The 13,236-nt window shown below is 32.3% G+C and carries 16 protein-coding genes; 8 read left to right on the top strand and 8 right to left on the bottom strand.

The genetic code is table 11. From position 1 onward, the window contains the following. Positions 1 to 12: 12 nt before the first annotated feature. Genes RB619_RS09030 through RB619_RS09015 form a run of 4 tightly spaced genes read right to left on the bottom strand, consistent with a single transcriptional unit; the run spans position 13 to position 2,757 of the window. Complete coding sequence (locus RB619_RS09030; RefSeq protein ID WP_308096574.1) at positions 13 to 477, bottom strand: sensor of ECF-type sigma factor; 465 nt, start codon at positions 475 to 477, stop codon at positions 13 to 15. Between the two features lie 17 nt (positions 478 to 494). Beyond that, complete coding sequence (locus RB619_RS09025; protein WP_308096573.1) at positions 495 to 908, bottom strand: hypothetical protein; 414 nt, start codon at positions 906 to 908, stop codon at positions 495 to 497. A 33-nt stretch (positions 909 to 941) separates the two neighbouring features. Beyond that, positions 942 to 1,484 (bottom strand): sigma-70 family RNA polymerase sigma factor, encoded by a 543-nt coding sequence (locus RB619_RS09020; protein ID WP_308096571.1) that lies wholly within the window; start codon positions 1,482 to 1,484, stop codon positions 942 to 944. A 58-nt stretch (positions 1,485 to 1,542) separates the two neighbouring features. Further along, positions 1,543 to 2,757, bottom strand: coding sequence for a transcriptional regulator (locus tag RB619_RS09015; RefSeq protein ID WP_308096569.1), 1,215 nt, complete (start codon positions 2,755 to 2,757; stop codon positions 1,543 to 1,545). Positions 2,758 to 3,201: 444 nt separating this feature from the next. On the opposite strand from RB619_RS09015, the gene RB619_RS09005 reads away from it, so the two are divergent. Next, on the top strand, positions 3,202 to 3,582 hold the full coding sequence (locus RB619_RS09005) for a nucleoside triphosphate pyrophosphohydrolase family protein (RefSeq protein ID WP_308096567.1): 381 nt from the start codon (positions 3,202 to 3,204) through the stop codon (positions 3,580 to 3,582). 253 nt (positions 3,583 to 3,835) lie between these two features. On the opposite strand, the gene RB619_RS09000 is transcribed toward RB619_RS09005, so the two are convergent. Next, positions 3,836 to 4,906 carry a branched-chain amino acid aminotransferase gene (locus tag RB619_RS09000; RefSeq protein ID WP_308096565.1) on the bottom strand — a complete coding sequence of 357 codons (1,071 nt, stop codon included), beginning with the start codon at positions 4,904 to 4,906 and terminating at the stop codon, positions 3,836 to 3,838. 310 nt (positions 4,907 to 5,216) lie between these two features. On the opposite strand from RB619_RS09000, the gene mnmD reads away from it, so the two are divergent. Both mnmD and RB619_RS08990 read left to right on the top strand, forming a co-directional pair. Then, the gene (gene mnmD / locus RB619_RS08995) at positions 5,217 to 5,882 is read left to right on the top strand and encodes a tRNA (5-methylaminomethyl-2-thiouridine)(34)-methyltransferase MnmD (protein ID WP_308096563.1); all 666 of its coding nucleotides are present in this window, start codon (positions 5,217 to 5,219) and stop codon (positions 5,880 to 5,882) included. A 166-nt stretch (positions 5,883 to 6,048) separates the two neighbouring features. Continuing rightward, entirely contained in the window at positions 6,049 to 6,246 is a 198-nt protein-coding gene (locus RB619_RS08990; protein WP_133524471.1) for a hypothetical protein, read from the top strand. A gap of 32 nt (positions 6,247 to 6,278) precedes the next feature. Here RB619_RS08990 and RB619_RS08985 read toward each other — a convergent pair whose 3' ends face one another. Then, entirely contained in the window at positions 6,279 to 7,223 is a 945-nt protein-coding gene (locus tag RB619_RS08985) for a LysR substrate-binding domain-containing protein (protein ID WP_308096560.1), read from the bottom strand. Positions 7,224 to 7,330: 107 nt separating this feature from the next. On the opposite strand from RB619_RS08985, the gene RB619_RS08980 reads away from it, so the two are divergent. The 4 genes from RB619_RS08980 to can all read left to right on the top strand — a co-directional run bounded on the left by RB619_RS08980 (position 7,331) and on the right by can (position 10,704). Continuing rightward, a complete protein-coding gene (locus tag RB619_RS08980; RefSeq protein WP_035647250.1) occupies positions 7,331 to 7,810 on the top strand; it encodes a Dps family protein in 480 nt (159 codons plus the stop codon). A 194-nt stretch (positions 7,811 to 8,004) separates the two neighbouring features. Further along, the gene (locus tag RB619_RS08975; protein WP_308096556.1) at positions 8,005 to 8,217 is read left to right on the top strand and encodes a hypothetical protein; all 213 of its coding nucleotides are present in this window, start codon (positions 8,005 to 8,007) and stop codon (positions 8,215 to 8,217) included. A gap of 80 nt (positions 8,218 to 8,297) precedes the next feature. Next, entirely contained in the window at positions 8,298 to 9,947 is a 1,650-nt protein-coding gene (locus RB619_RS08970) for a SulP family inorganic anion transporter (RefSeq protein ID WP_308096554.1), read from the top strand. A 121-nt stretch (positions 9,948 to 10,068) separates the two neighbouring features. Further along, entirely contained in the window at positions 10,069 to 10,704 is a 636-nt protein-coding gene (can, locus tag RB619_RS08965; RefSeq protein WP_308096553.1) for a carbonate dehydratase, read from the top strand. Positions 10,705 to 10,741: 37 nt separating this feature from the next. Here can and RB619_RS08960 read toward each other — a convergent pair whose 3' ends face one another. Further along, complete coding sequence (locus tag RB619_RS08960; protein WP_308096551.1) at positions 10,742 to 11,944, bottom strand: LETM1-related biofilm-associated protein; 1,203 nt, start codon at positions 11,942 to 11,944, stop codon at positions 10,742 to 10,744. A gap of 110 nt (positions 11,945 to 12,054) precedes the next feature. Further along, entirely contained in the window at positions 12,055 to 12,582 is a 528-nt protein-coding gene (locus tag RB619_RS08955) for a superoxide dismutase family protein (RefSeq protein ID WP_133524462.1), read from the bottom strand. Between the two features lie 213 nt (positions 12,583 to 12,795). On the opposite strand from RB619_RS08955, the gene RB619_RS08950 reads away from it, so the two are divergent. Next, positions 12,796 to 13,221 (top strand): META domain-containing protein, encoded by a 426-nt coding sequence (locus RB619_RS08950; RefSeq protein ID WP_308096548.1) that lies wholly within the window; start codon positions 12,796 to 12,798, stop codon positions 13,219 to 13,221. Positions 13,222 to 13,236: the final 15 nt, after the last annotated feature.

The following is a 13,236-nucleotide window of genomic DNA, read 5'->3' as shown; positions in this document are numbered from 1 at the left end:
TGTACCTTTGTATTAATCTTTATCTTTTGCGACTTTATCTCGGTATTGTTTTAGCAATTTTCGATTAAAATCGTCTTCAGATTTTTTAAGCTTTAATATTTTCTTTGCTGAAAGTATCTTTTTTAAGTTTGAATTGTATTTCTCTCGCAATGTATAAAGTTCTTTATCAGTGCTTTCCATTTGTGAAAGTAAAACTATTGCTTCTTTCTCTGAAATAGAATTGATATTATCATCATTTAGGCGCTCTAAATACGCTTTCATTTTTTGATGCCTTAATTCGAATTGTCTGTCGTCGTAGGCATTGTAAATAGGCCAGAATTTTTCAGCTTCTGTTGGAGTCAATTCTAATTCAGTTGTTAAAAAAGAAACTTTATAAGCTTTGATCTTTTCACGTTTTTCATCTGTTTTCCCACTTTGGGCATAAAATGAAAAACTTACCAGGAATAAAATTATCGGCAGGATATTTTTGATTTTCATCTTTTAAGTTTTGTTTTTTATTCAGAAATTAAGTGTTCGATATTTGGATTCGATGCTAAGATGTCTTCTAGAGTTTCATCTTCAATAGCTACATTTTTATTAAGTTTTTGAATATCTTTTGCGTCTAAATTTTGGATCAGGTCATACTGATTAAAATTAGATTGATAAGATAAATAAGTTTCTAAAGTTGCTTCGTCAAGTTCTTTAGAAGTTGCATTATAATTATTTACTATAGGAATCATTAATGCAAAAACAATCACTGCGGCCGCAGCAAGAGAAATTACATTTTTACGCTTGTAAAAAGGGATTACTTTTACTTCTTTTTCGTTAATCTGCTGTAAAACTTTTGCCGAAAAATCATCAAAATAATGCTCTGGAGTTTTAAATCCAGATTTGATTTTCGGTTCGTTTTCTAATTTAAATGCTTTCATAATGTCTATAAGATAGTTTTTTTTACAAAAGGTTTAATTTGATGTAACATATAATTCAATTTTTTTTACCGCATGGTGATAAGATGCCTTTAATGCACCAACGGAAGTGCCTAAAATCTCAGCTATTTCTTCGTATTTTAATTCTTCAAAATATTTCATTTTAAAGACTAATTGTTGTTTTTCGGGCAAAGTAATAATGGCTTTTTGGAGCTTGATTTGAATTTCATCTCCATCAAAATAAACATCAGATTTTAGATTTTCTATAGTTTTTGTCTGTAAAGCTTCAGATGTCAATCCGCTTAATTTTGCTTTTTGGTTTAAAAAGGTCAAAGCTTCATTTGTTGCAATACGATACATCCAAGAAAAAAGCTTGCTTTCGCCTTTAAAGTTTTTTAAATACTGAAAAACCTTAACAAAAGTGTTCTGCAAAACATCATTAGCATCTTCATGATCCAAAACAATGTTTCGGATATGAGAATACAACGGTTTTTGGTAATCAGACAAGAGTTTTTGAAACGCCGTATTTTGCGTTTTAGGATTTAATAATTGTTGTATAAATTCCTTCTCGTCTGTCAAATTTGCTCATTTATCTTATTAGAATGAATTTTAAGCTAAAGGTTTAAAAATCTTTGTTTTAGAATTCGTCTTCTTCTGGTGTTGCAGGTGTAGTTGTTGCAGGTTTTGGAGCTGCCGGTTTTGGCTTCACTGGTTTTTTAATAACAGGAACATTTGTAGCAGGATTTGTCGCCGTTGGATCTGTTGTTGTAGTATTTACTGCAGGATCAACAGTAGTGTCATAAGTTGCAGGAACTGTAGAAACAGGAACAACTTTAGGTTTTGTTGGGAAATAGATTTCAGTAACTAATTTCGACGGGCTTTTAGTATCTAATTTGCTAACTGACAATATCTCAAGATGCGACCAGCTTAAATCCGGCATTATTTTTTGATTGTTGATGTAAGCTGTAGTTTTGGCAATTGCTTCGCTAGTATGCGAATAATCACCCGTTAAAGTTGTTTTTACAGCTTCAAAAGCATTCATTTTACCAGATAAAATATCGCTTCCAGAAGTAATTGAAATTTCTTTGTTTATTGGCAAACAAATCGAAATTTTAGCTAATCCAGTTTTGGTATCATAAGTATGATAGATAATAAACGGTTTTCCGTTTGCCTGCAGCGCATTGGTTTCACTAAACTGAATAAGTTTTGGAATAACAATTCTTGCGTTTTTATTTATTTTAGAAATTTCGCTTGTAAAAGTCTGTTTGATATATGGAATCTCAGTTTTTTGAACAACTCCATTTACTTGAATGTTGTACGTTTTGGTTTCGTAATCAAGATTTTTATCAATGTTTGCAAGGCTTTTTTCGTAAATTGTTCCAATAACTTTGTCAGAACCTCCATTTAAAGCCGTATAAATTTTGAACAAAAAGCTCATTGTTCCTTTTGCTTTCCAGGTAACTTTTGTTTTTCCAGCTAAAGTATCTTTGAAAGTCCAGTTTACATCGGCTTCTGTGCCGTCATATTTCATTTTTTGTTGAATACTTTCTCCGTCTTTTGCTTTTAAAGTGATTGCATTTCCGGCTCCTTCAGTTCCTGTCCATGAAAATGAAGCGCCGTTTCCAGCCGTTTTATTCGGGAAAGTGAAATTTAGAGACGAATCTTCAACTGCCCAAGATTCAAAATCTTCATAGTTTCTAAAATCATTTACATAATTATATACAGTCGCTTTTGGTGAATTGATCACCTTGCTTCTTTCTACAGAAAAAATCCCTTTTTGGGTAGCTACAAAAACAGTAAGAGCAACTAAGCTTAGTAATAATAGTAGAAATAAATATTTTAGAATCTTCATTGGAGTAGGTTGTTTGCTGTTGTCGTAAAGTTATAAATTTTTATCACTCGTCGTATAAAATGGCATTATAATAAAAACAAGTTTGTAAAATTGTACTGATCAAAAAATATTCAAATAAAACGATTTTGGGTGAGTTTAATTGTAAATTTTCTGGATTTATTTAATTTGTACAAATTATCTTTTGAAGAAAAATTTGATTACAAACAAAATAGCGATGAAAAGTAGAAATACAATTAAAACTTTGTAATTTCCTTTGTAAAATATTTTATGAAGCGCAAGATCTTTTCGATAAGCAAAAATCATAACGATTACAAAAGCAATAAAAAAACACACTCCGAATATTAATTGTCCTTGACTAAACATAGTTAAAATTATTTTTGGCAAATTTAGAGAATTGTATACGAATTGTTGCTAATTTGCCAATTCATTTAATCAATTAAAAACATGAAGAAACAACTGGATGCAGTAACACAATTTCATACTGCTTTTAAAATAGGTCACAGTGAAACTCCAAAAGCTGATTTGGGTTCAACTAAAAAACTGCTTCGTTATAATTTGATGAAAGAAGAAAACGAAGAATATCTTGAAGCAGTGCAAAACAATGATTTGGTTGAAATTGCTGATGCACTTGGTGATATGATGTATATTTTGTGCGGAACAATTATTGAGCACGGTTTGCAGGATAAAATTGAAGCCGTTTTTGATGAAATTCAACGCAGCAATATGAGTAAACTTGGTGAAGATGGCCAACCAATTTATCGCGAAGATGGAAAAGTGATGAAAGGCCCTAATTATTTTAAGCCCGATTTCTCGAAGTTGTTATAAAGAAGATTAACCGCAAAGAACACTAAGTTTTTTTTAGCGGTTCTTGAAAAAAACGCAGAGTTCGCAAAGCTTTGTGTCATTTTTGTCATTTCGACGAAGGAGAAATCACACTCGGGATTTGACAAAGATTGGCGATTTTGATTGCGAAGTTTCTATTGTGATTTCTCCTTCGTCGAAATGACAAGATTGTGAAAAAATAAAACCCAACAACTATTAGCTGTCGGGTTTTTTATATCTAATGTTTGTCTTTTGATTATTGAACTTTAACAGTCCATCCATAAGTATCTTCAGATAGTTTGTTTTGAAGACTTGTTAGTTTTTCTTTTAAAAATGAAGCGTATGAATTTTCGATTGGAGCTAATTCATAATACTCATCTTTATATGAGAATCCTTTAATTACGCTGATAACTGCAGCAGTTCCAGCTCCAAAAATTTCTTTTAAAGATCCGTTTTTAGCAGCTTCAACTAATTCTGAAACAATAACAGGACGAACTTCAACATTCAATCCTTCTTTTTCAGCCATTGCAATTAAACTTTTTCTGGTGATACCATCTAAAATTCTTTCGCTTGTTGGAGCAGTCAATAAAGTATCATTGATTCTGAAGAAAACGTTCATTGTTCCAGCTTCTTCTAGTTTTGTGTGCGTTGCGTCGTCAGTCCAAATAACTTGTTGGAAACCGTCTTTGTTTGCCAAGTTAGTTGGGTAAAACTGCGCAGCATAGTTCCCTGCCGCTTTTGCAGCACCAATTCCGCCATTTGCAGCTCTACTATAGTGCTCGGCAATAATTACTTTTACTTCACCGCCATAATATGATTTTGCTGGTGAAAGCAAGATCATAAATTTATATTCATCAGATGGATTTGCAATAACTCCAGGTCCTGTAGCAATCATGAAAGGACGAATGTACATACTTGCTCCGTTTCCTCTCTGAATCCACTCTTGGTCGATTTTTAATAGTTCATTTAAACCTTCTAAGAAAATATCTTCTGGAACTTCAGGCATTGCCATACGAACAGCAGAACTGTTGAAACGTTTGTAGTTTTCATCAGGTCTAAACAACCAAACATCATTATTTTCGTCTTTATAAGCTTTCATTCCTTCAAAAATCGCTTGTCCGTAATGAAAGACTTTAGAAGAAGGATCCATTAAAATAGGCGCATAAGGCTTAATGACCGGAGTCTGCCATTGTCCATTTTTGTAATCACATTCAAATAAATGGTCTGTAAATACAGCACCAAAGCTTAAGTTTTCAAAGTCTACAGAGCTTATCTTAGACGATTCAGCTTTTCTGATTTCAATTTTGCTTGTTTGAGTTGTACTCATAATTATGTAAAGTTTTATCTAATTGAATTCTTAACAGATGAAAATATAACGTAATGATCTGATGAAGAATAGGTTTTTGTTGAATGCAAAATTACGGAAAAATATGTAATTTACTTGGTAAAACTGCATTAATTCCTGCGTTTAATTGAGATTTGTTTATCTTATAATAAACCCAAAATTTTGGCAGAGTTTTATAAAGAATTTATGAAAAAAGTGCGATTTTTTAAGGCTTTACGCATTTGTTTTGATTAATTTTGATGAAGAAAACCAGCTGAAAATCAGCCAAACACTATTGTAAAATTCGAAAATCGTGAAAAGAGAAATAATTAAAACGCTAGATGGCTCAACTACAATTCATTTGGAAGAATGGAATGAAAGTTATCATTCAAAACATGGTGCAATACAGGAAGCAAAACACGTTTTTATAAAAAATGGACTTTCCTTGTTTGAAGATAAACCTGTTGCTATTTTAGAAATTGGTTTTGGAACCGGACTTAACGCTTTTATCACTTTTTTAGAATCAGAACAAAAGCAACAGAAAATTGATTATGTGGGAGTAGAAGCGTATCCAGTTGGAGCAGAGGAAGTTTTAGGTATGAATTACGTCGACGAATTAGAGGCATTGGAATTTAGTAACATTTTTGAGAAAATGCATAAATGTGAATGGAATGAGAAAACCGAAATTAGCAGCAAATTCTCGTTAACCAAAAGGAAACAATTTTTTGATGAAATTGACGATTTTGAAACTTTTGATTTGATTTACTTTGATGCCTTCGGATATAGAGTGCAACCCGAATTATGGAGCACTGAAATTTTCCAGAAAATGCACAATAGTTTAAAATCAAATGGCGTTTTAGTAACATATGCTGCTCGCGGTGTTGTTAAAAGGAGTATGATTTCAGTTGGATTTACAGTCGAAAAATTGGCCGGTCCGCCGGGGAAACGCGAGATGTTTAGAGCTTTTAAAAAGGTCTGATTAAGTTATTTAGAATAGTTCTATATTGATTTATATGTACTAAGAAAACGTATTCGTTGATAAAGTTTTGAAAAAAATAAGTTAAAAATGATCTTTATATGTGATATTTGTTTAAATTTGGTGCGAGTTTAAAAAATTAGATAACCCCCAAAAATCTTATTTTATTATGTCAAAAATGATGTTTGATTACACGAAATCAATACTCGAGAGAGTAAGTTTCGACCCGGTACTTTTCTGCAAAGAGGTAGAAAAAGCTATCAAAACACTATTACCTTATGAAATGGAACAACTAAAAGAATGGTTATTAAATTTCATAATTGAGAAACCGGAACTAGAACAAAGTCTACTACTGATTAAAGTATAAAAAAAGGGAGCCAATTTGGCTCCCTTTTTTATTTACTGTTTCTTTTGCAGCGGACTGATGATTTGTACATTCTGGAAAACAATTGCTCCTTTTACAACACCGGCAATTGTTGATCTGATAGCGTCTATGATTTGCATTTTCAATTCACTTTTAGGGTAAATTAAACTTACCTCACGAGCAGGCTTTGGCTCCTTAAAATTACGGAGTTTCAACTTATCGGAATCTTTTAAGTCTAAGGTATGCAAATACGGAAGTAATGTTGTGCCAAGGCCTTCATCGGCTAATTTTATTAAAGTTTCAAAACTTCCGCTCTGAATCTGAAAATTGTTTTGGTCAATGTCAGTGCCGTTTTTGCACAAGTTTAAAATTCCGTCTCTAAAGCAATGGCCGTCTTGCAAAAGTAAAATCTCGTTTAGGTTTAAATCAGCAACTTCAATTTCTTCTTTTTGAAAACTATGATGATGTTCCGGAATATAAGCTACGAAAGGTTCAAAATATAAAACTATTTCTTTTATCTTTTCATCTTCAAGCGGTGTTGCAGCGATTGCGGCATCAAGATGGCCGTTTTTTAGTTTTACTATAATTTCGTCAGTATTGAGTTCCTCAATCAACAATTTTACTTTTGGATATTTTTTAATGAAATTATTTAAGAACATTGGCAAAAGTGTCGGCATGATCGTCGGAATAATTCCTAAACGAAATTCACCGCCAATAAAACCTTTTTGCTGTTCAACAATATCTTTAATTCGGTCTGCTTCATTTACAATATTTTTTGCCTGATTGACAATTTTTTGTCCAATATCAGTCAATTGAATAGGTTTTTTGCTTCTATCAAAAATTAAAATATTGAGTTCCTCTTCAATTTTCTGAATTTGCATGCTTAAAGTTGGCTGCGTAACAAAGCATTTTTCGGCTGCGAGAGTAAAGTTTTTGTGTTCGGCAACTGCTAGCACATATTGCAATTGAGTTATAGTCATATTGATAGTAATTTTTGATGCAAAAATAAGAAAATATAATTTTTATTTATATAAAATTTATCAAACTTACTTTAAATTTGTAGTAAATTAGTGTAAAAAATTAGATTATGAAAACAAATATTTTAGGATTACCCGTTAAAGAATCAGAATTGTTAGTAAAAGAATTAAATATATTGCTTTCAAATTTTCAAGTATATTATCAAAACTTAAGAGGAATTCATTGGAACATTCGCGGAAAGCGTTTCTTTGATCTTCATGTAAAATTTGAAGAATTATATACCGATTCGCAACTTAAAATTGATATGATAGCCGAAAGAGTTTTGACTATTGGCGGTACTCCATTACATACCTTTGAAGATTATATTAAAAATAATAAATTAACAGTTGGAAAAAATATCTCAAACGATGAAAAAGCAGTTCAATTGATTGTTCATTCGTTATCTGATTTACTGAAAATCGAAAGAGAAATCTTAAATAAATCTGGGGAAATTAATGATGAAGGAACGAATTCTATGATGAGTGACTTTATTGCAGAGCAAGAAAAAACAATTTGGATGATGAATGCATGGCTTGAAGAAACGATTTAAGTTATTGTATTTTAATAAATTAAAAGCAGAACGTCATGAGAAATGCGTTCTGCTTTTTTGTTAATGTTAAATTTCTATAAAAATTTCTTTGATTTTATTTCTTTAACGCTATTTTTGCCTCAATGAAATTAGTCGCTCGCATATTATTATTCATATTCATTGCTTTCTTGGCAACACCAACAGTGGTGACGCTAATGAAGAAAAGCAATGATGCGTCTATGTTTTTCAGTTTTTCTGAAGAGGAGCACTCACATAAAGAACTTAAGGCTGCTGTTTACCCTGCAATACTGCAACATGAGGTAATAGTGCCAGTTTATATTGAAAAAAAGACCATAGCGTCTGAAAATATTGTTAAATTAGAGAATATCTCTCCGAGCATATTTGCTCCACCTCCCAACTTGGCATAATACTTCCGATTATTTTGAACTTAGCTGCATTTAGATAAATGCGGTACATCTTTAATGAATAATTTTTTTAGTATTGTGTTATGACAAAAAAAATCAATCTTTTTGCCAACCTAAAATCTGATTTTGCTTCAGGTTTGGTGGTTTTCTTGGTGGCTCTTCCATTGTGTCTAGGTATAGCAATGGCTTCTGGAGCGCCATTATTTTCTGGAATTATTGCGGGTGTAATTGGTGGTATAGTAGTAGGTTACTTGAGCCAATCGCACATTAGCGTTTCGGGTCCAGCTGCTGGTTTAACAGCAATTATTTTAACCGCTATTACTGATTTTGGTGCTTTTGATGTGTTTTTACTGTCTGTTTTTATCGCAGGAATAATTCAATTAGCATTAGGGTTTTTAAAAGCCGGAAGTATATCAAATTATTTTCCTACCAATGTAATTGAAGGAATGCTAGCAGGTATTGGTATTATTATAATTTTAAAACAATTGCCTCACGCTTTTGGTTACGATGCTGATTTTGAAGGCGATCAAGCTTTTATTCAAAATGATGGAAGCAACTCATTTTCGTTTTTATTTGATGTTGTCAATCATATTCAATTAGGTGCAGTAGTAATTTCGGCAATTTCACTAGTTATATTGCTTGCTTGGGATAAGGTGCCGTTTTTAAAACGCTTAAAATTAGTTCCAGGAGCATTGGTTGCAGTTATTGCTGGAGTCGTGCTTAATGAAGTTTTTGTTTCTACGGGAAGTTCATTGGCAATTGCAAAAGATCATTTGGTTTCTTTGCCAGTTCCAAAATCTTTTGATGATTTCAAATCGATTCTGATTATGCCAAATTTCAGTGCAATTTCAAATCCACAGGTTTGGGTAGTAGGTGTTACAATTGCAATTGTGGCTTCTATCGAAACATTGTTATGTATTGAAGCTTCTGATAGAATGGATGTTCAAAAACGTTATACTGATACCAATGTTGAGCTTAGAGCACAAGGTATTGGTAACATGATAAGTTCACTTTTAGGTGGTTTGCCAATGACATCTGTTGTGGTAAGATCATCTGCAAATAATAATGCAGGTGCAAAATCTAAAATGTCAACTATTATTCATGGTGTACTTTTATTAATCAGTGTATTGTCGATTCCGGCAATCCTGAATAAGATTCCATTGGCTACTTTGGCGACCGTTTTAATTTTGGTTGGATACAAATTAGCAAAACCAGCAACTTTCATGCATTTCTGGGAAAAGGGCAAATATCAATTTGTACCTTTTATAGCAACTTTAGTCTTTGTTGTTGCTACAGATTTGCTGAAAGGGGTTGCGTTAGGAATTATCATTAGTATCATTTTTGTATTAAGAGGAAACCTTAAAAGAGCTTACATTTTCAAAAAAGAAGAATATGAAGATGGAGATATCATTCATATTGATTTAGCTCAGGAAGTTTCGTTCTTGAATAAAGCGGCAATTAAACAAACATTGAGTGAAATTCCAGAAAACTCAAAAGTGGTAATCAATGCTCATGATACTGAATATATTGCTCATGACGTTTTAGATTTGATACGTGAGTTTAAAGAAACACGCGCTCTTGATGAAAACATTAAAGTGAAACTTAAAGGTTTTAAAGAAGCGTATGAACTGGAGAATACCCCTGATAACAACAATCACGTTACCATCGAACATTACTATGATGTTGCTAAAAGAGCATTGGTAAAAAGAGAAACATCTAAAGAACAATTTTAAAACAAATAAATTAAATTAAAATATTTCTATGTGATTAGAACGGTTAAAATTTAGGTAACTTTACAAAAGTTCTTTTTATAAGCTTTAATCACATAGAAAATACTATTTAAACAATTACAAAATGAGAGAATTTTATAAACAAATACTTGAGAACAATAAAAAATGGGTAGAAGATTCGTTAGCGAAAGACCCTAATTATTTTGCTGATTTAGCAAAAGGCCAACAGCCACCTTTATTGTGGATTGGATGTTCTGATAGCCGTGTTCCTGCAAACGAAATTATTGGCGCAAAACCAGGTGAAGTTTTTGTACACAGAAACATTGCTAACATGGTTGTTCACTCTGACATGAACATGTTAAGTGTTTTAGATTATGCAGTAAATGTTTTAAAAGTAAAACACGTTATTGTTTGCGGACACTATGGTTGCGGTGGTGTAAAAGCTGCTATGGGACAACAGTCTGTTGGTATTATTGATAACTGGATTCGTCACATTAAAGATGAATACCGTTTACACGACAAATATCTAAATTCAATTGAAGATGAAACAGAGCGTTTTAATGCTTTTGTTGAAATCAATGCAAAAGAACAAGTTTACAATTTAGCAAAAACATCAATCGTTCAAGGAGCTTGGAAAAATGGCCAGGACCTAATGCTTCACGGCTGGGTTTACGGATTGAATTCTGGTTTTGTAACTGACTTGAATGTAACGATCAGTTCAAACGAAGAACTTGACGAAGTTTATCAGTTAGATTTGTAATAGAGAATAAAAAATCGCCTCAAAAGGGCGATTTTTTTTATTCGTTTTCGTCAAGATTTTCATTAAATGCTGACGGAAGCATTGTTGGGATAAATTTTATTAAAATTGGCAATAATAAACTGCCGCCCGGAAGTAAAAATATGGTCAAAGACGGAATCGTTTTACAAATGTCCAAAAGTTGTTTTTTTACTTTTTTCTTTTCTTTGGCGTCCAAATCTCGTGTTGTTGAGTAAGCCAATAAAACCATTAATTCCTTACTCTGAACAATTTCTTTTACCAGTCGGTTTTTGTTTCTTATAATCAATTTTACAACCGTGTGGGTCATTTGATCATAAAAATGTTTCACCGGATTTGAATAATTGAAATACGGAATTTTCTTTTTATGAGTGGTAATGAAAAAATTAGTCGTTGCGATACTTTTAGTTACAAAATCATCAGAAACATTCATCATCGAGCCTAATGAATATAAAAAGTAAGCTTCTTCATTTTCAACAACTCCATCGCTCCATAAAGCCATTCCTGCCATATCGATTAAATAATAATGCTCTAAAGTATTATTGAAATAATCCAGCGAAAGTGTTTCTAAAGTTTCAACTGTAACTTTTGAAAATTTAGAATAACGAATTGAAGCTTCAAAAAGTTTTATTAATAAATCGTCGTGCTGCGATTTGACCGTTTTTGTTTTAAGTGCAAGACCAACAATTCCTAGAACAGTTTCTTCAATACGTTTTAAGTATTTATCAGGAATAGCGCCATGTTCTAAATATTGTCTAAAAGCCAATACATCAATAAACAACAAAGCATTAGTAACTAAATGCGAAAAGTTTTTACTGATAATACTGTCATTCGTCTGTACACGTTGATCTATTATGTTTTCTACTGAAAGAGAAGGAGAGTCCTTTGGAAGTAAAATTTTAAATAAATTAAAACCTTCCGGATTCATCTGGTTGTAGAACTTTAAAACTTCTGAAATAAAATTGTTGGGTTCAGAGTTTCTTTTTTCTAAACAAAAAACATGATATAATGTATTTAAAAGGGCAACTTTAGAAATTTCGGTTTTAAACCAACCTTTTATAGGAATAGGAATTTGAGTATCTATAGAGATGATATGCCCATAGATAAAGCCAGTTTCTCTGACTTTATAGTAAAAGGAATCTGTAGTTTCAAAAGGAATAGCTTCTGAAAACTTTTGTTCACTAAAAAACTTATCTATCCAGCCTGGTGCCGATGGGTTAATCATTAACTTTCGATTGAGACTGCAAAGCTAATTTTTTTTCTTGTTTTAGAATTCATTTTAAATGAAATAACCACTAGATTTTGTGAAAAAATAGTGGTTATTGCATTTTTTTATTATTTGATGATTCCTGCGCAGGCAACTCGACCTCCTGCATTTCCAGTAGGTTGCGTCGTAAAGTCATCGGTTCCTTGGTGAACAATTAAACCTTTTCCTAAAACGTCTTTGTTTGCATCTCCGCAGCCAACGCACCATTCGTCAGTTGTCAAAGTGATTGTTCCGTTTCCTTTTGCATCTGCAGTGAAGTTCCCGATATCACCTTTATGATATTCGCCAACTCCCCATTTTCCGTGTTTTTTGAAAGTTGGATTCCAGTGTCCACCAGCAGAACTTCCATCGGCTGCAGAACAATCTGATTTTTCATGAATGTGGATTGCATGAACTCCTGGTTGTAATCCAGCAACTTTTGCAACAAACGTTACTTTTCCGTTTTTCTCAGTAAAAGTCGCAGTTCCAGAAACTGTACTGTTGCTTTTTGGCTCCAAATTTACAGTTAAAGTTTTGGCATCATTTGATTTTGTATTTGTCTTACACCCAATAATTAAGGCTGTAATTATAGCGAAAGAAACAAGTGCTTTTTTCATATGTGAGGCTTTTAAATTAAAGATTAAGTAAATTTAACATAAAAAAGCCGATATAATTAACACTAAAAGTTAAATAAATCTAAAACTATTAAACGCAATTTAACGACAGTTTGAGCGGAGAACACAAAAATATTGCTTAAATTCGTATACGTTTTTAACGAAAAATTTCCCAAGTCTTGTTTTCTAATTCATTAATTTTTAATGCTTAACATTATGATGAAGAATTTTTTTACAATGGTTTTCTTAGGCACGGTATTAATTTCCTGCAAATGTCAAAAAACAGATTCAGTTTCAAAATTGGATGGAAATTGGGAACTAAATTATATTACAGGCCCTCGAATCGCTTTTGATGGTTTATATCCAAATAAAAAACCAACAATCAATTTTAATACAAAAGAAAATCAGGTTTCAGGAAACAACGGCTGTAATTCATACACCGGAAAACTTAATGTTACGGGAAATAAAATTGATTTCACACAGCCAATGGCGGTTACAAAAATGATGTGTTTAGACGGACAGGGCGAACAGGTTTACATGAGTACGCTCCAAAAAATCACTTCGTACGACGTTACCGATGGCGGAAAAACTTTAAATTTTATTTCTGGAGATATTGCAATGATGCGATTTACCAAAAAATAAAACCATTCTATTTTA

The organism is Flavobacterium sp. LHD-80 (assembly GCF_030929605.1).
In the GTDB taxonomy this organism is placed as follows: Bacteria; Bacteroidota; Bacteroidia; order Flavobacteriales; family Flavobacteriaceae; genus Flavobacterium.
This window is presented reverse-complemented; position numbering and strand designations above follow the sequence as displayed.